This window comes from Baaleninema simplex PCC 7105, assembly GCF_000332355.1.
GTDB lineage: Bacteria > Cyanobacteriota > Cyanobacteriia > Cyanobacteriales > Geitlerinemataceae > Baaleninema > Baaleninema simplex.
The window spans coordinates 2,310,806-2,333,474 of sequence record NZ_KB235958.1; the positions used below are offsets into that span (position 1 = coordinate 2,310,806).

The following is a 22,669-nucleotide window of genomic DNA, read 5'->3' on the forward strand; positions in this document are numbered from 1 at the left end:
AAAGGGAGAGGGGGGAGAAAGGGAGAGGGGGAGAAAGGAAGAGGGGGAGAGGGGGAGAGGGGGAGAGGGGGAGAAAGGAAGAGGGGGAGAAAGGGAGTCAACTATCAACTATCAACCGTCAACTGTTCATGAAGCTAATTTTCTTCGGTACGCCTCAATTTGCCGTTCCCAGTTTGAAAACTTTGATCGATCGCCCGGAATTCGAGATGGCGGCCGTGGTGACGCAACCGGACAAACGGCGATCGCGCGGTAAAACTTTGAGTCCGTCTCCGGTGAAGGCCGTCGCTGTCGAACGCGGCGTTCCCGTGTGGCAACCGCGACGGGTCAAGAAAGACGCCGAAACTCTCGAAAAGCTGAAAGCGGCTGAAGCCGATGCGTTTGTTGTCGTCGCCTACGGTCAGATTCTTTCGTCGGAAATCTTGCAAATGCCTCGCTTGGGCTGCATTAACGGTCACGGTTCGCTCCTTCCCGAATATCGCGGGGCGGCTCCGATTCAGTGGTGTTTGTGTGAGGGGAAATCCCACACTGGAATGACCACCATGTTTATGGACGAAGGGATGGATACCGGGGCGATGTTGCTGAAATCCCACGTTGATATCGGACTGCTCGAGAACGCTTGGGAGTTAGCGGCCGAACTGGCCGAACAATGCGGCGATTTGCTCGTCGAAACGCTGCTGAAACTCGATCGCGACGAAATACAGCCGGTTCCCCAAGACGACGAAGCTGCCACTTACGCCCCTCTCATCCAAAAAGACGACTACAAACTCGATTGGACGCACAGCGCGATCGCCCTTCACGATCGAATTCGCGGTTTTTATCCCAACTGCGTCGCTCGCTTCGGCGAAACTCCCCTCAAAATTAAAGCCTCCGCTCCTCTCGGTGATGAGTATTGGGAACAGCTTCCCCCCGAGATCGCGTCGTTACAACAGCAGTGGGGCGAAATGTCGCAAAAGTCCGGCGAACCGGGCGAAATCGTCTGCATCGTAAAAAACCTCGGGCCGGTTGTCGAAACTGGAAACGGCAAGCTCCTGTTGCGCGAAGTGCAGCTTGCGGGCAAAAAAGCTCAGTCGGGTTGGGATTTCGCCAACGGAACCCGTCTCGACGTCGGCGATCGCCTCGAAAACGGATGAGGTCGCTCTTACATCTGTCATAAGTCGGGCGTCGGTTAGCGGCAATTTCCCCCACGATTAAAGATAGCGCGAAAAAATTGCGCGTCCCTACCATATTTATTTCAAATAGTCAAGTCTATGAACCGTACTGTTTCCCGTTGGCTCGTCAGTCCCCTGGCTGCGTTGATGCTGACCACAGGAGCTGTTTCGATCGTGGGGTGTACTGCTGTGACCGCCCAAGAACAACGCACGAACGTCCTCACCGTCACCGGGCAGGGCATCGTCTCCGTTCCCACGAGTCTGGCGCAAGTGAACCTCGGCGTCGAAGTGCGCGGCCAAACCGCCGAAGAAGTCCAACAAGCCGTTGCCGAGCGATCGAGTTCTCTCGTGCAACTGCTGCGATCGCGCAACGTCGAAAAACTACAAACCACCGGCGTTCGCCTCAACCCCATCTACTCGACGCGCAACAACGAAACCACCATTACCGGCTATTCCGCCAGTAACACCGTGAGTTTCCGCATCGCCACCGAAGAAGCCGGACAACTCCTCGACGACGCCGTCGCCTCTGGAGCGACCCGCATCGACAGTATCAGTTTCGTCGCCACGGACGACGCCCTCGAAGCTGCTCGCGAGCAAGCTCTGCGTCAAGCCACCCTCGACGCCCAACGTCAAGCCGATGTGGTGTTAGGAACCTTGAACCTTTCCCGACGGGAAATCGTCAACATCTCCGTTAACGCCAACGTCCCCACACCCATGCCTCTGGCTCGGTTCGATATGGTCAGAGCCGAAGCCGCCTCCACCCCCATCGAAGGCGGAGAACAGCAGGTTCAAGCCTCCGTTACCCTGGAAATTGGATATTGAACACTAGGGAATAGGGAACGGGGAATAGGGAACGGGGAATGGGGAACACCCGAACACCCGAACAGTATCCTTCTTGTCCTGCTGGTTTGAGAAGAGCGGGATCGGATCATGAGGCGATCGCAGGATTGGGTGATATGAAATCTCATCATTTCATAACCTCATTATCCCCTCATCACCATCCCCTTATCTCCTCATCAAGCCCTATCCATCGACAGATTGAACTGAGCGGGCAAGGTTTTTAAATTAAAAGGAGAGTAGAAAAAATAGGAGAACTTGCCCGTGAACGGTAAAAAAGTCTTACTCACCGGCGGAACTGGCGGTTTGGGAATGGGGGTAACGCCGCTGGCAGCCGCACGAGGAGCCGATCTCACCGTAACCTATCGCTACAGTGAAGAGGTCGATCGCCTCAAACAGAAAATGGCGGCCGAGGACTTTTCTAAAATTCAGTTCGTCAAGATCGATCTTCTCGACGAAAGTGCCGTCAAACAACTCATCGAAGATATGGGACGTATCGACGGGCTAATTCACCTCGTCGGAGGATTTGCGATGGGTGCCACGGCCGAATACAGTTACGAGAATTGGAAAAAAGATTTCGACCTCAATCTCAATACAACGTTCTTAACCTGCAAATATAGTTTGGCAAAAATGCTAAAACAAGGATACGGACGAATCGTAACCGTAGGGTCGCGAGGTGCGGTCGAACCGGGGGCAAAACTGGCGGCCTACTGTGCCTCGAAAGCGGCAGTCGTCGCCCTGACAAAATCGATCGCCGCCGAAACTCGGGGAACGAACGTCACGGCAAACTGCGTCCTCCCCAGTGTCATCGATACCCCCGCCAACCGGGAGGCAATGGGAACCGAAGAAGCTCAGAAATGGGTCGAACCGGAGTCCTTGGCAGAGGCCATCTGTTTCCTCGCCTCAGAAGCGGCGAAAGATCTGCGCGGTGCGGCCGTTCCGGTGTACGGAGACGTTTGATTTCACTGCAACCGTTACCACTCAACATCGTGTTCGTATCTCAGAGAACCCGTCTGTCCCACGTCCTGAAGTCTCGTAACCCTCGAGGCGCAGGCGTTATCCTCTTGTTTTGGGCGACGCTGGGATTGGTGCTGCTGTTGGCGGCCTGTCAACCGCGCCCAGCTTCTCTTAAAATCGGTTTGAACAGTTGGCCGGGCTTCGATGTCATCGCCTATGCTGAAGCAACCGATATTTTCGAGCGTCGCGGCCTCGAGGTCGAACTGGTACGCTTCGATAACGCGCAGGATACGACCCGAGCGATGATGCGCGGCGCTCTCGATGCAGCCTTCGTCAACCTCTGGGACGTGTTACAAGCCGACCCCGCTGAAGACAGTCCGACTTACATCATGGTCACGAACGTCTCGAACGGGTCTGATGGTATTGTCGCCCACAAAGAGATTTCATCGGTCGAAGATCTCGGCGGGCGTCGTGTGGGGGCGAAGTTGGGAACGGTCAACCATCTGATTTTGCTCGAAGCGTTGCAACTGCACGGCGTTCCTGCCCAGGCAGTGGAACTGGCAGATGTCTCGAACGAAATCGCTGTCACTCAACTCAGAGACGATCGGCTCGATGCGGCGGTGTTGTGGGAACCGCTGTTAAGCCAAACGGCCGATGAAATTGGCGGACAGGTGATTTACACGACCCGAGATACGGACAGCGTCGTCATCGACGGCTTGGCCACGCGTGGCGAAATGGCGCGATCGAGGCGTACTGCTCTCAAACAACTCGTTCTGGCGTGGTTCGATGTCATGCACGCGATCGAAACGCAACCCGAGGAGGTGTTCGAGATCGTGGCCGAACGCCTCGGACAAGATCCCGCCGCCTTTGCGGAGGACTACGCCGGTTTGGAGAAGGGAAACATCGCCCTCAATCGCGAAATGTTTGAAGGGGGTCGCTTGAAAGACGCGATCGCCCAACTGACCCGTTTGTTTGAAGCTGACCCGCGCCACGGACGACTGCTGCGAGAAGACCTACAAGTCGATGCTGCACCCGTGATGTCTGCAATTGAAGAATGGCAACCGTAAGCGATCGCTCGAATTCCCCTCCCCGAAAATCGAAACGTTCTTTAACCCGACAGCTTCTCGGCGGCCTCGGGATTTCTCTAATCGCGATCGGAGCGACGACCCTCGGCGTTAATTACAAACTCCTCGAAACCGATCTCGAACACAAAATCGAACAACAGGCCACCTCTCTAGCCCGCAGCATCGAGTTCGTGTCGGAAGGATTCATCGAATTGCAATATGTCAGCGTCCTCCAGCGGGTGGTGCAAAATTACGCCACGCTGCCCAACGTCGTCGAAATCGCAATCGTCGATCCCGACGGCGTTTTGCTGGCCTATAGTGCTACATCGCCGCGACAGCGCCCTTTTGCCGAGTTGCGACCCGAGTTGGCAGACCTACTCGATCGCGCCTCGGTCGCTCACAGCCATTTCTCAGAGAAAACTACCCTCGACGGTCGTGCTGTGTTAGTCAACGTTCAACCGTTTAGCAGCGTGTTGTTTGGAACCTCGGGACGACGGGGACTGTCGATCGCGATTCTCGACTTGCACACTCTCCACGAAGACGCTCGCAGTACGTTTTTGCAATCGAGCGCGACGTTGATGGGGGGCATTCTCGCTATTCTCGGGTTGATGAGTCTGTTACTTCAGAAAACCGTTCTCGTCCCGCTGCAACAGCTCGACGCTGCCGTGGCTCGCAGTCAGTCAACCGGACAGTTCCATTGTCCCAAACCCCTGCCCCACAACGAAATTGGAGTTCTTGCTACGGTTCTCGAGGGGGCGTTTCAGGCACTGCAACAGGAAATCCTCCGACGCACTCAAACTGAAACGGCTCTCAGAGACAGCGAATCTCGGGAAAAAACGCGATCGCGCGAACTCCAACAGACTCTCGAAAATCTCAAAAAAACCCAAGCCCAACTCATTCATACGGAAAAAATGTCCAGTTTGGGGCAAATGGTGGCAGGAGTCGCTCACGAAATTAACAATCCGATCGGCTTCGTGTACGGCAATCTAGCCCATCTCGAAGAATACGCGCGAGACCTCATCGAAACGATTCACCTCTATCAACGGCATTGTCCCGATCCGCCTCCCGAGATCCGACACCACCTCCACGAGATCGATTTCGTCTATCTCGAACAAGATCTTCCCCAGGCGATCGCCTCGATGCAAGCTGGCGCTCAACGCATTCGCGATATCGTCTTGTCGCTGCGTAATTTCTCTCGCCTCGACGAATCGGAAATGAAAGAGGCCGATTTCAATCAAGGCATCGACAGTACGCTCTTGACGGTGAGCTGTCGTCTCAAGCCTCAAGAGCGACGGCCTGAAATTCAGGTCGTTCGGGAGTACGACGATCTCCCTCCGGTTGAATGCTATCCCGGCCAGCTCAATCAGGTGGTGCTGAACCTTCTCAACAACGCCGTCGACGCTCTAGATACTCGTTCGGACAATCCGACGATTTGGATTCGTACCACCCTGGTTTCGGTTCCCGACAGCGATACTCGTTACGTGCGTCTCTCCATTCGCGATAACGGATCGGGCATTACGGAAGAGGTGCGATCGAAACTCTTCGATCCCTTCTTCACCACGAAACCCGTCGGCCGAGGAACGGGTTTGGGTCTCTCGATTAGCTATCAAATTATCGTCGAACGCCATCGGGGTACTCTTTCGTGTCAGTCGGTTCCCGGTGGGGGAACTGAGTTCGTGGCCACGATTCCGGTCGCACAAATGGTCGAACATACCACGCCGCAAAATCTCCCCCGACACTCAGCGGTTTCGAGGGAGATTTTCCCACAAGCCAGTCGAAACTCGGACGGTTAACCGATTAGAACAAGTTGTTCGTCATATCGAAGTTGGCGGCGGTGAGAGTGTCGGTGAAGTTGTGCAGCTTAATCGCCATGTCCGATACGCCGTTATCCCAGCGATCGATATACACCCAAGTATCGAAGCCAACTCGCTCGCTACGGATTTCGCCGATACCGTCGCCGACGGTAAACTGGCTCGCTTCTCCGAAGTATTGGAGATGTCGGTCGGCTTTGAAGAGGTTTAATACGTCTGTCGTTTCAAAGTCGGTGATAATGTCGTAGTTGTGAGGCTTTGAATCTTCGTGGTTCGTATAGACGAAGATGTCGTCGCCCTCTCCGCCGGCCATGATGTCGCCGCCGCGACTGCCTACGATAGTATCTTCTCCACCGCCTCCTTCGATGTAATCGTTGCCGCGACCGGCTCGTAGGAAGTCGTCGCCGTCTCCTGCGATGATGCGATCGTTGCCGTCTCCGGTATCGATTTGGTTGTTGCCGCTGTCTTCGGAGGTATCGACGTCGTTATCGCTATTATCGCCAGAGATTAACCGTTCGACGCTATCGGGCGCACCGTAACGATAGGCGACGCTCAAGTCGGGAACTTGGAAGTCGCCCCGAGTTCCGACGAGGGAGAAGTCGGTTCCGCCTTCGGTAAATTGGGAGACGGAAAAACCAAACCGTATCTCGTCGAGGGGGAGGTTGTTAATCGGGGTGGGAAAGAAGCTCTCGACGAGGGTGGCACTACTGCCCGAGAGCTGATATTTGTAGACCGCACCGGCGTTCGTGCCGACGGTATCGTCGCGATCGGCTCCGACGAGAAGCTGGTTGCCCGAGAGACTGATTGAGTTTCCGAAGAAATCGTTGGCGGCTGAGGTTGGGTTGTCGATGGTGGTCAGTAGGTTGCCCGAGTTCGTATCGAACACGTAGACGCGACCGCTATTGTCGTTTTCTTCGGGGGCGCTGACGACCGCTAAGCTGTTGGATATGTCAACGGCAAATCCAAAGGAACCGTTTCGTTCTGGGTTGGGACTTTGGAATTCGTGCAGGAAATTACCGGTTTGGCTGTTAAACAGGTAAGCTCGTCCGGTGTCTTTGTCGCTAACGTCGGTAGGGTCGCTTTCTCCGTATCGTTCGCCGACGAGGACGTATTGGCCCGAGAGTTTGACGTCGAAGCCAAAGATACTGAAGTTATCGCTCGGATTCGGACTTTCGAGTTTTAGGAGTCGCTGTCCGCTGGTTTTATCGAAAATATGGACGACGCCGGTATCCCAGTCGTCGTTGGGGTTGGGATCGGGAACTTCGCGATCGTGACCGGGAGCGCCGATCGCGACGCGGTTTCCATTGATATCGACGGCCTCGCCAAAGCGATCGCGTTGGACTAAACCGGCATTTAATCCCGTATCGTCGGGCGGGTTGAGAAAGGTTTGTTGTAGCTGACCCGTTCCGATATCGAATAAATATGCGGCACCGACGTTAGCGTTGGTCGGACCGTCCGCTCGGCGCGCTCCGACTACCATATGGGTTTGCCACAGGGCGATCGAGGTTCCGAATTCTCCTTGTTGGCTCGCGGAGGGATCGATATACGAACCCGCCTCGGGTAATAAATTTCCGAACCCGTCGTAAACGAACGCCGAACCGGCATTTCGGATTTCTTGAGTGGCGTCTGCGGGGTTAATGGGGTCGTCGAATTTCGTGGCAATTGCGGAAAATTGACCGTATTGAGCGACTTCTGTGCCAAATCCGTCGCGAATAGTTGGTGTGGGGTTGTTGAGAAGTTGTAAGTCAATGTTTGGCATTTTTATGGGGGCTTCCAAGAACGCAATAGTTTTATCGACACTATGTCGCCCCTCTTGAGTCGTGTCTATGACAATCTGCGTGAATTTACGTAATCTTTGCAAGATTTAGTCCGAAAAAATACAGAGAATTGTCGATATTTGGCAATTAAGGAGGATCGTGTCGCTTGGGAACTCATCTGAAACAAATCGAAAATTGCTTTATGGAATCTTCAAAATTTACAGCAAGCGTGAAAATGGATACAGAAAATCGATATAATAACGCTTCCGCTTCTGAGTTAAGCTTCACATTTTTATACTGAATTTAAATACAACAAAAAATATTGTTTCGTTGCATGAAAATCTGAGCATATATTTTAATTTTTGAAGTTTTGGAGAATTACCAGAACAATGTAGCTCGGACTACAAAAACATCGAATTTCTATTTTCTATTGTTGAAACCTCTATGTTTACGTTAAGGAACCTCTAAAAATTGATTTTTGAACTAAAATCAATGGTTTCAACCATTGAAACCTCGTTTCTATTTTTCGATAATATAGGCTGTTTCTCAACGCTTCGGCTCCGCTCAGCGTTGAGTCCGAGCTCAATAAGCTTGGATAAATCGAGCTAGCTGTTAATGTCACGTTATCTGGATATAGAAAACGATCGTATAGTTAGAAGCTTCTTTTTTTTGAACAAACGTTCTCGAAATTGAATTCAATTTAAATTGATTTAAATTCCCCTAAAATCTCTAAAATTGTGAATTTCAACGTATTTTTTTGTTGAAATATTTAAACAAGAAACAACAAGTTTTTGTTGAATTGAGGAAATTTAGGCTCGAAAGCTTTAGATTTTGCGTTCAAAATACGATTTTAGCTCGAAATTGATTTTCGTTATGAATTTCAAGTTAAGCGATCGCCATTCTGTAAAGTCTTACGGAGTAAGGCATTCAGCAAAACTAAACGCCCTCATTGCAATCTATGTATAAATACGGAGACAAAACACAAAGATCGCTAAAGACAGAGACGCGATCGATCTCCCATCACTCGACGCCAAATCACGGGAAATGGCGATCGAACCGCCCCGATATCCCCGAAATACGCAAAAAGAGAGGCACTGTAGCAGTACCTCTCTCGAATCATCGAAATTTCCGTGGCGATCGCTGTCCCTGAGTCAATCAAGAATGTCTTTAAACCTATCTGGCGAAAATTCAATTCATGTGCATCTCGCCTCGAGAGGTTGTAGATAAGATGCAGAGCCGCTTCGCTTTATTAAACCTTCATATTTATAAAGTTTTGATAAATTTCGATGGTTTTTCCGTAAAACTGCCACCCTAACACCCGAGAGATTAACGAGAGCCGTTAATCTCTTCCAAGCATCTATTCAGGAGTGGCTACCATGGCGACCCACAACTTTAGCAATCTCGAAGGATTTGTCGAACATAACGAAAACTTTACAACCACAGAGCCGAGCGATCGCTATCGTTTCACCTTAACCGACCCCGGCCAGCTTACCCTGGGATTCTTAGAATTCGAGTCCGCCATCGACTGGACGTTAGAAAACGACAGCGGAGAAATCCTCGAGACGGGACGCCTCACCGACACCTCCTCCAGCGACTTCTCGATTTCCGACTTGGTAGCGGGTTCCTACGACCTGGTTTTCGAGAGTCAAGACGCCAGCGATTACCGCTTCAGCCTCGAACCGGACTACGACGCCGTTACCGGACTGGAAATCACTGGCGGGTACTTTACCGTCGAAGAGGAAGACATTACCGTTGACTATCTCCTCGATGGCGGTCGATATGAAGGTCAAATCGGTATTTTTAGCTTAGAGGGATTAGAGGAATTCGAGACGGGTTCGCCAGAGTGGATTGAAGAAGTAGCGCGTCGTTCTGCCAGCAATTCGTCCCTCGGTCATATTGTTATTGACGATCGCACGGATGCGGCGCGTCTCGATGCGGTATTTGATTGGGAGTCTGATGTAGACAACAACGGAACTTACACCGGACGTCAGACATTTTCCATGAACGTCGGCGATCGCATCGGGATTATCCTCGTTCCCAACGGCGCGATTCAAGAGGTTGTGGCAAATCCTGAAATTGGAGGGGATAAACGACCGCTGTTTTCTCTGGCGAGTGCGAACCCCAACGAGATGTTTCACGTGGGACAAATCGCCGATGCGGGAAGTGATGTTTATATTTTAGAAGATTGGCGGGTCGATACGAGTTCCGATAAAGATTATAATGATATTGCTTTTCGACTCGATGGCGTTCGTGGGGAAGGCATTCACAAAGTTGAAGATTTAATCGACGATTCTTATAAATCTTGGATCGAGGATATCGATCTACGAACTGCGCCACAAATTCAGAATGTCAGTTTGATTGAAGACACGCTGGATTCCGATGAGTCTCTGGAACTGAGTTTGACGGCATTCGATCCGGAAGGGGTTGAAGATATTGTCAAATTTGAAATTTCGTTTGCAGACGGTTCTGGAAATAAAGTCAAAACCTTAGAGATTCCAAACCCCAGCTTTGAGAATATCGAAGAAAAAAGCGGAGATTTTGTTTGGAATTACGAGGTCTCGGATTTAGGATTGGGTAATTATACCGTGTCCGTTCGCGCGGAAGATGCGTCGGGAGAGACGAGCGATACCGTTGAAACTTCGTTTAGCGTGGATTTGGATTCCGATGAAGACAACGGTTCTGGTGGAGAAAATTCGCCGGGTGACGGTGGAAACGATACAAATAATTCCCCAGATTGGAAGGAATTTCAGGTTGAGAGTTCCCAAATTGACAGCAGTGGAATTCTCAACGTTGAGGGGTTGATTTCCGATGCGGATGGTGCCAGCGATATTCAGTCGGTGACGTTGGTTTTGAAAACGGCTGATGGAGATTTCGTTAAAGAAGTTGTCGTTGAAACATTGACAACCGAAGGGAGCGATCGCACCTCGTTTACCACAGAAATTAATTTAAGTCAACTCGAGGATGGGAATTATATTCTCGAGGCGATCGCCACCGACGAAGCGGGAGCAGAAAGTAAGAAAAATCAAGAATTTGCGATTGACAACGACGAGAAAGAAAACACTCCAAATCCTGACGATGGCAGTCCTAACGACGACGAACCAGAAACCAACCATCCACCGGAAGACTTGCGATTTAGCATTTTACCCCTGTATACCCAGGGTGAAGATTTAGCGTTCGATCGCGCCCGAGTGTTCGATGAAGATGGAATCGACGACTTAAACCGCATTGACTTTTGGCTAGAAAACCGCCAAGGACAGCGCATCGAAATCGTCGAAGAAGACGTGACCGAATTTTCGATCGACAGCCAAGGACGAGCGCGATTTAACTTCGAGTACGACCTAGAAAATCTCGCCCCCGATCGCTATACCTTAAAAGCAATGGCTTACGACGACAGCGGTGCGTCCAGCAACCTCGAAGTTGCCTCCTTTTCACTGATTAGCGATTTAGGTGGCGGCGAAATCCTGTCCGATCCCGTTCGTTTAGCGATCGGCGCATCCACCGATCTCGACAGTTATACCGCCGCAGAAATCGAAGACACGGCGAACTGGATTGTTTGGCTGACGCCGGGAACCGACGCTACTGCTTTAGCCGAAAGCTTGGATGCGACGAACCTCGGCGAAAGCGGCTTCATTCCCAACACCTACATTTGGGATTTCGACGACGAACTGAGTGCAGAAGAGATTACAGCGGCGATTGAGAATACGTCAACCGTCGAAGTCGCCTATCCCGACGTTCCGATTCCCCTGCGTTTGCTCGGACGCAATCCTGATTGGTACGAATCTCTACAATGGTCGTTATCTCAACCTATCGATCCTAACGATCCCAATTCCAACATTATCGGTGTTTGGGAGCATCCGACCCTCCGCAACCCCAAAACTGGCGAACCCCTTTCCGGTGAAGGTGTTGTCGTAGCGATCGTCGATGACGGCTTGAAATACGACCATATCGAATTTAATCCCGAAACCGGAGGTCGCTATCGTCCCGATTTAAGTTACGACAACGCCGACAAAGATGACGATCCCTATTCCATTTCTGTCTGTAGCCACGAAATTGACATTGAACGGACTTCAGGTTTTGTCACTGATCTCACTTTGGATATTCCCGTACATCTGACAGGATTAGTTCAAGACATCTCAATTCAATTCGACCACGGCGGTTTGACTTATGAGGAGATCGTTGCTTTACAAGACCTTCGCATCAAACTCAAGGCACCGAAGAAGCCTATGCAAGGGCATGGAAACTGGTTCAGCCGTGGCATGTTGAGTTGGTACTTCCCCGGTTGGAACGGTATACCGTCTGAACGGACTAGCTCCATCAACGTCGGTGACGATGGCTCCTTTACACTCCAGAATCCCTATAACTTTAACCAGAGCTTTGCTGGCGGTAACTGGCAACTAGAATTTTTTCACAGGGGTCGTCTATCGGATGATTGGCAAACCGCTCTAGACAAACTCGACAGCTTTACCTTGGAATTGACGACGTTTCATTCCCACGGTACTGCGGTTGCCGGAATTATTGGGGACGAATTGAGTGATGAGGGAACTCGTGGCGTTGCTCCCAATACCGATATTGCAGCCTTGCGACTCATCAGTAATATCGATGCGGTCAGCGGGACTTACGATCCCGATGGCCTTGCGATCGCTGACACCTTATACAACCCCGAACGCAACGCAGAAATCGACATTTTCAATAACAGTTGGGGAACCCTTCCCTTCCTCCAACAAGCCTCAGCCATCGGAGCTTTAGAAAAAGGTGCAAAAGAAGGACTGGATAGTTTTGGAAACACCTACATTTTCTCCGCCGGGAACGATCGCAGTCGCGACCTGGGTAGCGGTTTAGGATACGCTCAAGTCAACAACTACATCCTCACGAAAAATCGCCACGCCATTGCCGTCGGAGCCGTCACCTTCAAAGAAAAAGCCGGAGAAATCGAAATCGTTCGCGCTCCCTACAGCAATCCCGGTGTCTTTGTTTCTGCCTTTTCCAACAACGGTTTAATTGGCGATCTCGACAAAACCGATATCGCCACGACCGGGGTTGACCTGGACGACCCCGATTCTGATACCTACCTCGGTGTGTCCTCAAGCGATAGCGGTTTTGGTGGAACCTCCGCCGCTGCCCCCTTCGTGTCAGGGGTTGTGGCGTTAATGCGGGAAGTCAACCCCCATCTCTCGAACCGCGACATCCAGCACATCCTGGCCGAAACATCCTATAAAGTCGATCCCGACCATCAACCCGACGAAGTCGATCCCGACTACAACCGTACCGAATCCGGTTGGACGACCAACGGCGCAGGGTACGACATTAACTATCAATACGGATTTGGAGCGCTGAACCCGAAAGCCGCCGTCGAACTGGCCGCCGAATGGACGACCGTAGCCCCGGAAATCCGTGTTGAAAGCCACTTCCGCAACGTTAACGACGACCTTCCCAACGGCGGAACGGTTGGGTTGAGCGACAGCGTAGAAGTCAAATCGGACATCACCCTCGAGTGGGTTGAAGTGGTTGCCGATTTCGCTCACGAAGATTGGAACGACCTCACCGTTATCCTCACCTCCCCCGACGGTACCGAAACTATTCTCCGTCACAGCGTTCCCGACCTCGACACCAGTGGCGTTGAAATTCCGCCCCTCGCACCAGAAGATCCCTTAAATAAAGGACAGTGGACGTTCACCACCCCCCGTTTCTGGGGTGAATCCTCTGAGGGTGAGTGGACGTTACAGGTTCTCGATGAGAAAGGGAACGACATCAGCGGAGAATGGAAGGGTTGGAAACTGAACCTGTACGGAACGGAACCGGACTTACCCGATGCTCCGAGTCTGTTTGTCGAACCCACAAAACGCTGGACAGCCCAAAACGGGACTCCATACTGGGAAAAAGCCTCAGATATCGCTGTCGATACAGAAGGGAACAGCTATATTGTGGGCTTTACCCCTGGAGATTTGAACGGCAACATCAATGCGGGATATAACCGCGAACACGCTCATGGTGATGCTTTCATCAGCAAATTCGATGCGACAGGCGATTTGGTTTGGACGCAGTTGTTAGGCGGTACGGAAGGCGATCGCTTCAACCAAATCGAACTCGGACAAGACGGAAATCTGTACGTTACAGGAACGACCTATAGCTCGCTGGCGGGAACCCATCAAGGCAGTACAGACGCTTTGTTTGTTAAATACGATCCCGATGGAAATCTCATCTGGTCTCATCAATTTGGAACCGCCCAGGAAGAGAATTTAGATGGTATTGTCACCGACCCGGACGGCAATCTTTATACGGTCGGCTATACGGCAGGAGAATTGTTCGATAGTCCTTCCGCGAATGCCAACGGCTATGATTCCATTGTTATCAAATGGGATACCAGTGGCAATCAAATTTGGGCAAAACAGATGGATTTTCCCAGTCACGTGGCGGGAGATGTGGGATTTAATGCCGCTGAAAATCGTTTGGAAATGTCGGGATGGATTCATGGGGCGTTCCCCGGTCAAACCCATGAGGGCTACCTCGATGGATTTGTGGCCAGCATCGATACCGATGGCAATATCGTTCGCACACTTCAGCTTGGAACATCAGACCGGGATGCTATTCATGGAATCGATATCGATCGCCACGGAAACATTGCCGTTCACGGGGTCACTTGGGGCGAATTCCCCGGAGAAACTCAGTTGGGAGAAGGTGATATTTTCGCTGCCAAATACAACTCAGATGGCGAACTGCTGTGGACTCGACAGTTCGGAAGCTCTGAGTACGACTATGGAACCTACGGCGACGTACAAATCGATACCTTCGGCAACGTTCTACTTTCGGGAACTCAAGGGTCGTCTGAAGGCAATCCAGATGGCTTTGGCTTAGTGACCGCCTTCAATGCTCAAGGAGAGCGAATTGACTGGACTGAAAAACTGAATGCGTCCTTCTGGGAGGCGATGGACAATATTGTGTTGACCAACAACTCGCTGTATGCACTCGGTCGCTCTCACGCCTCGGTTGACGGGCAACCTTACAGCGGTTCGGTCGATGTTGTCATTCGCAAATACGACTGGAAGCAAATCTATACGCCGGGTGCGTCTCTGGATATCAATGACGTTCATGCCAGTGCGCCTGCGGGAAATCCCATGACGGCGATCTTGAGTTTGTCGGATAAAGACGCGGGAATTCTGAGCAGCAATACGAGCAATAGTGCAAGCATCGAGTTTAGTGACGGTGTATTCCGCGTGACGGGTTCAGTTGAAGCCGTGAATGCCGTTCTCGATGACGTTCAGTACACGCCGAGTGACGGCTATACTGGCGATTTCATCATCAATACAGCCGTCACTGACGCACTCGGTCGGACACGCCTGGGACAAACCCTGTCACTGGAGGCTACACCACCCACAACGGTTAACCTTGAAGCCCTCGATACTGAAGCAAGTGAAGATGGTGACGCAGCCGTTTTCGCCGTCACCCGCGAGGATAATTTCGAGGAAACTCTGGTAGTGAACTATCAAATCGGTGGAAGTGCCAATCGCGACAGCGACTATCAACCGCTAACGGGAAGCGTCACCTTAGAAGCGGGACAAAAAGGCGCGACGATTTCGGTGGTTCCCAACTACGACTTGTTAGCCGAAGGTGATGAAACGGTTGAGATAACTTTGACCGATGGCAGCCGCTACGAACTGAGCAGTGAAATTCAAGGAACTGCCACCATTGCAGATAGTTCCACCATTGCCCGTTATGGCTCTTTCATCTACGAAAATCCAGATAACGGACATCTTTACATCTTCAGCGAACCTGATACCTGGTACGGCGCACAAGCGCAAGCCGAAGCGTTAGGCGGTAATCTCGTGACGATTAACGATCGAGACGAACAAGAGTGGCTACTCGACACTTTCGGTTCCAAGCGGGCTTTCTGGGTCGGTTTAACCGATAACGAGATTTACAACCCGAGTGGAGAAGGAAACTTTAAATGGGTCAGCGGTGAATCTTCCAGTTATGATAACTGGCAAGCTCCCGAACCGAACAATGGAGGGCTTAGCGGTGAAGATTCTTTAGAGTTAAACTATCCCTCACGAGGTGTCTGGAACGATCGCATTGGAACCCGAATTCAATGGGGAATTCTTGAAATCGATCCGAGCCAGTTAGACAGTCCCCTCGTGACGATGATGGCGACGGATGCGAAAGCCGGGGAAAATGGCAATGCCGGACAGATTGTCATTCAACGATTTGACGATCTCAGTCAAGATTTAACCCTCGATTTAACTGTTTCGGGTAGTGCAACGCCTGGGGCAGATTACGAAGCGTTACCGAATCAAGTGACGATTCCGGCAGGTGAAAAACTCGTTACCGTTCCGATTCACGCACTGGCGGATGACGTTCTCGAAGATTCCGAGTCTATTGTGGTGGAACTGACAGAAAGCAGCGACTATTCAATCGCTCCTTTGGGAATTATCCAGGCTTCTATTGAAGACCAAAATCCCATCAATCGCATTGCCAACGAAGTCATCGGACGTGATGTAAGTTTACTGGATTACTGGACGGAACGATGGCAAAATGGCGAATCTTTAAGCGACCTTCGCAAAGAAATCATCGCTGCTGCTAAAGATTCTTGGGGACGTTATGAGGCTGACTACGAAATCGAGAAGATGTATCAAGACCTCTTCTCTCGAAGTGCCACCCCCGACGAAATTGCTACATTGCGCGATCGATTAGGAGCCGGAGAAACGCTTTCAGGTATCCGTCAAGACCTTGAAGGTGCGGACTTTATTGATGCCAAGAACTACGTTTACACGAACCCTGACACAGGAAATCGCTACCTTCTTAGCCAAGCGGACACCTGGCTTGGCGCACAAGAACAAGCCGAAGCACTCGGCGGTCATCTCGTTGCCATTAACAGCGAGGCAGAAAATCAATGGTTGCTCGATACCTTCCCGATTTCACGCCTTTGGATAGGTTTGCAAGACAGCCTGATTTACGGACAAACTGAAGGGAACTTCCAGTGGGTCAATGGAGAAGCATTAACCTACGATAATCGGGCGGGATATGATAATGCCCTCCATACCATAGAAGGAGAAGACTTCTTTGAATTTAATTTCATGTCCACCCGAGAACCTGGACTTTGGAACGATATGCCGGGCGATCTTTCCATTATTGGTGATACTTGGATCAATCCCCACGGAATTATCGAAATCCCTGCATCTCAAACTGAATGGGTACGTCAGTTTGGAGGTGCAGATACTGAAATGTCTAATGGTTTGGACATAGACGCTGCGGGGAATAGCTATGTCGTAGGCTCTACGATGCAACCGGGTGTTGCCGGAAGTTGGAACCCCTTGATTTCCAAATATGACATTAACGGAAATCTCCTGTGGACAAATGAGATTGAAAATTCCAGCGGAAATGATTACTACCTCGACACGGAAGTAACTGCCGACGGAAGTATCTACGCCGTTGGTTACGATGATGGTCTCGGAAATGCCGGCCGGGGAGATATGATTCTCGCTCGCTTGGACGCGAACGGAAATGAAATTTGGCGCAAGTTTATCGGTGATGCTGACCAAAACTGGGGCGGAAGCTTAACAAGCGATTCTCAGGGCAATCTTTACCTGGCAGGTATCACGCTCGAACTTGGTGTTAACGAACTTCTGGCTGGTTTCTTTGGCAAGTACGATCGAGATGGCAACGAGATCTGGACACAATCGCTCACGGGTGAATCCGCAAGTTACATCCACTCCATTGAATTGGATAGCCAGGAAAACATTTATATCTCCGGTGTCACTGAGGTGAACTTGAACGGAGAAACCAATTCCGGCGGTTTTGATGCCTTCGTGTCGAAATACGATCCTTCGGGTGGAGTGCTGTGGACGGAGTTGGTCGGAACGTCAAGTGATGAAACGCCGGGAATTCGAGACACTCCCTTCATCCGAGACGTACAACTGGCGATCGATCCTAACGATGATGTCTATCTCGCGGGAACGACTCTCGGAGCCTTTGCTGGACAGGTGAATTCCGGTCAGCAAGACGGTTTCTTAACCAAGTTCGACGCGGATGGAAACCAACAATGGTTGAGTCAGTTTGGCGGCGTGCGTCAAGACCACTTGACTGGAGTTGGCGTAGATTCACTCGGTCGCGTTTACGTTTCGGGATGGACAGATGGAGCGTTTGACGGTCAAACCGGAAACGGCGGTGTGGATTCCTTTGTGGTGACTTACGACGCAGGGGGTAATCAAATTCAAACTCAATTTGTTGGCGGTTCGGATGAAGATATTGCCCATGACATTCAAGTGGATGCGACGGGCAATGTCTATCTGGTTGGAGAAACGCGCAGCGATCTCGACGGTGTGAACGGCGGCGATCGCGATGCTTGGGTTTCCCGCAATTGGACGTAATCGCTTAATCTAGGACGCAAAATCTGTCAGGTAGCGTGAGGGAACTTCCTAGAGTTTCCCTCACAGGGTGCATCTCACTTTTGCGATCGCAACCCCACTCACTTTTGCGATCGCAACCCCACCCATCCTCCCCGAGCCCACGGGGAGGTGCCGAAGGCGGAGGGGTCATTCTACGAAATTGAGATGCACCCTCCCTCACACGCCCTCTCGCCAATTCGCGACGATCTAACTATGATTGACCTCTCTCGCCTTCAGATATCTACCCTCGTTTTTACCAGCCTGGCGATCGCCACTCCCGCCGCCGCGCAAATCGTCCCCGATAATACCCTCCCGCAAAACTCCACCGTCATCTTGGAAGACAACAGTTTTCAAATCCAGGGAGGAACGCCAGCAGGAAACAATCTGTTTCACAGTTTTGAGGAATTCTCAGTTCCTGAGAACTTCAGAGCATCCTTCGAGAATATTTCAGGAATCGATCGCATTTTCAGCCGCGTCACGGGAAACAACATTTCGCAAATTGATGGCATCCTCGCCGCCAACGGTTCGGCGAGTTTGTTTTTCATCAATCCCAACGGTATTATTTTCGGCGAAAACGCTCAGTTGCAACTCGACGGCTCTTTCGTCGCCACGACCGCCGACAGCGTTCGCTTTGCTGACGGAACCGCCTTCGACGCTCGCCAACCGTCGCCGCTGCTGTCGGTCACGGCACCGACGGGTTTGCAGTTTGGGGCAACTCCGGGTTCGATTACCAATACCTCGCAATTTTCGCCGGAAGGCTTCGCCAACAGCGTCGGTTTACCTCTGGGTTTAACTGTTGCGCCCAACAACAGTTTTATTTTGGCCGGCGGCGATCTCGAGTTTGAAACCGGTAACGTCACCAGCTTCGGCGGACGCATCGAACTCGGAAGCGTGTCGGGTGAGGGAACGGTGAGTTTGAGCGCGATTCCGAGCGGTTATCGTTTAGGTTACGACGGAGTAGAGCAGTTTGGCTCGATTCGCCTGTCGGGGAATTCTGTCATCGATACGAGCGGTCGTCCGCCGGGTGTGTTGTCTCCTGCTGACCCAGGGTCGGGAGGCGGTGCCATTCAAATTCAGGCGGGTCAACTGTTTGTTGAAAATTCGGGGATTACTAGCTCGACCTTTGGCGGACAGGGTGGAACGTTTACGGTGACGGCGGATACCATTGACCTTTCCGGTAGCGTCAACGCCCCCATCGATTCTAACCCAATTGCAGCAGGGTTATTTTCTCAAACGGGAGGCGTAGGAAATGCAGGAAATCTCAATATTGAAGTGGGACAGCTAACGATTCGCGAAGGCGCACAGATTTCCACGGGAACTCAGGGAGATGGACGAGGTAGCAATCTCTCGGTGAGCGCAAATCATATTACAGTGGAGGGCGTGTCAGAAGACCAATTGTATCAAAGCTCGATTTTGTCTCAGGTACAACCTGCCATAGATGGCTCTCCAGCCACCGGACGCTCTGGGGATGTGACGATCCAAACCCGAGAACTTTTCGTTCGCGATGGGGGCTTGGTGGAAACCTCAACGTTCAGTTTGGGAAATGCAGGAAATCTAACGATCGATGCGGATTTGGTCGAAGTCACGGGTGTAGGATTTAAGTTCGATGACACACCCAATCCAGCTCACATCAGTGCTTTGTCTGAAAGCCTAGATTTGGATATATTTCCTCCTGAAACTCTCGGTCAACCGGGAACGTTAACGCTCAACGCACAAGAATTACGAGTCAGCGATCGAGCTGAGGTAACGGCATTAAACGGAGGAGTCGGCTTTGGTGGAAGTATTAATGTCAACGTCGATCTACTGACCCTCGAAACGGGCGGACAAATTTCAGCCAATACAGTCGCCAGCGGAAACGGCGGAAACCTCACTGTCACCGCCACGGAATCGATCGATCTAATTGGCACTTCGACTGAAGGGGACATCCCTAGTGGACTATTCGTTCAGTCTCAAAACCGAATTCAAGTCGAAATAGCTGGAGATAGCGGCAACTTGCACGTTTCGACAGGACGCTTGACAGTTCGCGATGGAGCCGCGATTGCCGCCGATACCTTTGCGGCGGGAAACGGGGGAAACGTCACGGTGAACGCCTCGGAATCTATTCAAGTGAGCGGTCGATCTTCGGTTTCCTTTGACGAGAACCTATCGCCAAATCTAACCACTAACCCCACCGCCGATGCAGATGGATTGCTAACCAGTCGCATCACCGCAAGGGCGATCGAACAAGACCAAAACCCCGAACTTCCCCTCGGAACAGCGGGCAACGTCACCGTTAATACCCCTTTTCTAACCATTGAAAATCTCGCCCAGGTCAGTGTCAGTGCCGATATCGGAAGCCCGCTCGCCGGAAACGTCACCCTCCGCGCCGAAGATGTCCGCATCGAAAACGGCGGGCGACTCACGGGGGAAGCCGCCTCCGGTCAAGGCGGAAACTTGAATATCCTGGAAGCGGACGACGTTCGCTTCCTCGAAAACGCGGACGTTTCCACCACCTCGGGACAACTCGATCGACCGGGAACCGGAGGCAACATCACCATTCGCACGGATACCCTGGTCGGGTTAGAAAATAGTAATATTTCTGCCAATGCTTTCAACGGTTCGGGCGGTTTCGTGCAAATTACCGCCGACGATATCGTGTTAGGGTTAGAAAATTTAAGCCGCGCGGAACTCGAAGAACAGTTCGGTGAAGACCTCACGGATTTCGACCCCGCCCAGGATTCTCGAAACCTCATTACCGCCATTTCTCTGACCGATCCCGAACTCAGCGGAACCGTCGAGATTGTTGCCCCGGATGTCGATCCCACTCAGGGAGTTGTGGAACTCGAAGATCGCTTCGCCGAAGCTCCCCTCGATCGCAACCCCTGTCAGATCGGCGGAGGAGACAGCGAATTCGTCCAAACTGGGCGCGGTGGCGTACCGCCGACGCCTAACGATGCCCTCTCGGGAAGCCAACCTTGGGAAGATATTCGATCGATCCCCCTCGACGAGACCGACGACACCACCGACGAATCTAACCCACAACCCGAGATCGATCGCATCGTGGAAGCGCAAGGTTGGATAATTGACGAAAACGGAAACCTTCAGCTTTTACCCGCGCCTCAACCCTCGAATAACCGTTTCCAACAACCGCAAGAGTGCGAACCTAAAACCAACAAATCTAACTTAGCGAATCTAACCCCCGGAACCGTTCCCGAAACGATGCCGATTTCCGGCGTTACCCTAGAAGGAAGCACTGTGTTAGAACCAGAGGCGATCGATCGCATCCTCAACAACTACCGCGATCGCCCCCTCCGTTTCGCCGACATCCAACAAGCCGCCGACGAACTCAGCCAACTCTACCGCGAGCGAGGCTACATCACCTCCGGCGTCTACGTTCCGCCCCAAACCAGTCGCGACGGAACCCTCATCCTCCAAGCCTCAGAATCGAGATTTGAAGACATCGACATCTCCGTTGACGGACGGCTCAACCCCAGTTATATCCGTTCCCGCCTCGGCGTCGAACCCGGCGATCTCGTCAACCAAACCCAACTGCTGCAAACCCTGCAACTCCTGCAACTCGACGATCGCATCGACACCCTCGCCGCCGAACTCGCCGCCGGAGTGCGCCCAGAAACCAACCGCCTCAGCCTCAACGTCAAAGCCGCCTCCCCCCTCAACGCCAACATCCGCCTCGACAACAACCGCTCCCCTAGCGTGGGAACCTTCCGCCAACTGGCTCGCTTGCAGTTCAACAGCCTTCTCGGATTTGGCGACACCGCCCGCGTCAGCTACGCTCGTACCGACGGAAGCGACGAATGGGGAATCGGCTACAGCGTTCCCATCACCCCCTCCGGCGGAACCGTCAGTTTCAGCTACGACACGGGCGCCAACGAAGTCGTCGAATCCGGCTTTCGTTCCCTCGACATCGAAGCCGACTCTCGCCAGTACGACTTGACGCTTCGCCAACCCCTGTTTCGCGCCGTGGAAGTTCCCGGCGTCGGGAGTCAGCGAAATCGCGTCGAAGAATTCGCCATCGGATTCACCGCCTCCCGTCGAGAAAGTCAAACCTCCATTCTCGGCTACGATTTTCCCCTGTCTCCGGGGGCGGAAGAGGACGGCGAAACTAAGATTTCCGCCCTGCGCTTTTTCCAAGATTGGACGCAACAGGGAAGCAACCATGTCTTCGCGGCGCGATCGGAGTTTAGCGTGGGGGTGAACTGGTTCGACGCCACCACCCACGACGGCGCACCGGATAGCGAGTTTTTCGCGTGGCGGGGACAAACCCAGTGGGTGCGACGCTTAGAAAATGTCGGAAATTCTCTGTTGGTGGTGCGCGGCGACGTGCAGCTAACACCGGATGCGCTGGTACCTTTCGAGCAGATGAGTTTGGGGGGACAGTCCACCGCCCGAGGCTACCGTCAAGACGCGCTGCTGGCGGACAATGGGATTTTGGGATCGGTCGAGTTGCGGGTTCCAGTGTTGCAAATTCCCCAGTGGGAGGGACAATTGGATATCGTTCCCTTTGTGGATGCGGGGGTAGTCTGGAACAGCGACGATCGCAACGATCCCGAACGGAATACGTTAGTTTCGGCGGGGTTGGGCTTGCGGTTTCGTTTGGGCGATCGCTTGCGTCTGGCGTTTGATTGGGGTATTCCTTTTATGGATTTAGAGGATCGAGGGGATTCGTGGCAAGAAGAGGGGTTGTATTTTTCCATCGAGTCGCGGCTGTTTTAAGCA

Annotated in this window: 8 protein-coding genes; 7 read left to right on the forward strand and 1 reads right to left on the reverse strand. The window is 52.1% G+C overall.

What is annotated here, in order from left to right:
• Positions 1 to 128 precede the first annotated feature (128 nt).
• From fmt to GEI7105_RS30225, 5 genes are all read left to right on the forward strand, one after another.
• A complete protein-coding gene (gene fmt, locus GEI7105_RS0112320) occupies positions 129 to 1,130 on the forward strand; it encodes a methionyl-tRNA formyltransferase (RefSeq protein ID WP_017660762.1) in 1,002 nt (333 codons plus the stop codon).
• Between the two features lie 117 nt (positions 1,131 to 1,247).
• Positions 1,248 to 1,970 (forward strand): SIMPL domain-containing protein, encoded by a 723-nt coding sequence (locus GEI7105_RS0112325; protein WP_017660763.1) that lies wholly within the window; start codon positions 1,248 to 1,250, stop codon positions 1,968 to 1,970.
• 279 nt (positions 1,971 to 2,249) lie between these two features.
• Positions 2,250 to 2,945, forward strand: coding sequence for a 3-oxoacyl-ACP reductase FabG (fabG, locus tag GEI7105_RS0112330; protein ID WP_017660764.1), 696 nt, complete (start codon positions 2,250 to 2,252; stop codon positions 2,943 to 2,945).
• Positions 2,942 to 4,009 (forward strand): ABC transporter substrate-binding protein, encoded by a 1,068-nt coding sequence (locus tag GEI7105_RS0112335; protein ID WP_017660765.1) that lies wholly within the window; start codon positions 2,942 to 2,944, stop codon positions 4,007 to 4,009. The genes fabG and GEI7105_RS0112335 overlap by 4 nt, the downstream gene beginning before the upstream one ends.
• The gene (locus tag GEI7105_RS30225) at positions 3,997 to 5,799 is read left to right on the forward strand and encodes a sensor histidine kinase (protein WP_017660766.1); all 1,803 of its coding nucleotides are present in this window, start codon (positions 3,997 to 3,999) and stop codon (positions 5,797 to 5,799) included. Before GEI7105_RS0112335 ends, GEI7105_RS30225 begins: the two co-directional genes overlap by 13 nt.
• 4 nt (positions 5,800 to 5,803) lie before the next feature.
• On the opposite strand, the gene GEI7105_RS0112345 is transcribed toward GEI7105_RS30225, so the two are convergent.
• Positions 5,804 to 7,576 carry a M10 family metallopeptidase C-terminal domain-containing protein gene (locus GEI7105_RS0112345; protein WP_017660767.1) on the reverse strand — a complete coding sequence of 591 codons (1,773 nt, stop codon included), beginning with the start codon at positions 7,574 to 7,576 and terminating at the stop codon, positions 5,804 to 5,806.
• A gap of 1,374 nt (positions 7,577 to 8,950) precedes the next feature.
• Between GEI7105_RS0112345 and GEI7105_RS0112350 the strand changes: the two genes are divergently transcribed.
• The gene (locus GEI7105_RS0112350; RefSeq protein WP_017660768.1) at positions 8,951 to 17,935 is read left to right on the forward strand and encodes an SBBP repeat-containing protein; all 8,985 of its coding nucleotides are present in this window, start codon (positions 8,951 to 8,953) and stop codon (positions 17,933 to 17,935) included.
• A gap of 231 nt (positions 17,936 to 18,166) precedes the next feature.
• Positions 18,167 to 22,666 (forward strand): two-partner secretion domain-containing protein, encoded by a 4,500-nt coding sequence (locus GEI7105_RS33430; protein WP_017660769.1) that lies wholly within the window; start codon positions 18,167 to 18,169, stop codon positions 22,664 to 22,666.
• Positions 22,667 to 22,669: the final 3 nt, after the last annotated feature.

What these genes read in the sequence shown, in the direction of transcription:
- GEI7105_RS30225 (WP_017660766.1), top strand. Translation starts at nt 3,997, where the DNA reads ATGGCAACCGTAAGCGATCGCTCGAATTCCCCTCCCCGAAAATCGAAA.
- GEI7105_RS0112350 (WP_017660768.1), top strand. Translation starts at nt 8,951, where the DNA reads ATGGCGACCCACAACTTTAGCAATCTCGAAGGATTTGTCGAACATAAC.
- GEI7105_RS0112345 (WP_017660767.1), bottom strand. Translation starts at nt 7,576, where the DNA reads ATGCCAAACATTGACTTACAACTTCTCAACAACCCCACACCAACTATT.
- GEI7105_RS0112325 (WP_017660763.1), top strand. Translation starts at nt 1,248, where the DNA reads ATGAACCGTACTGTTTCCCGTTGGCTCGTCAGTCCCCTGGCTGCGTTG.
- fmt (WP_017660762.1), top strand. Translation starts at nt 129, where the DNA reads ATGAAGCTAATTTTCTTCGGTACGCCTCAATTTGCCGTTCCCAGTTTG.
- GEI7105_RS33430 (WP_017660769.1), top strand. Translation starts at nt 18,167, where the DNA reads ATGATTGACCTCTCTCGCCTTCAGATATCTACCCTCGTTTTTACCAGC.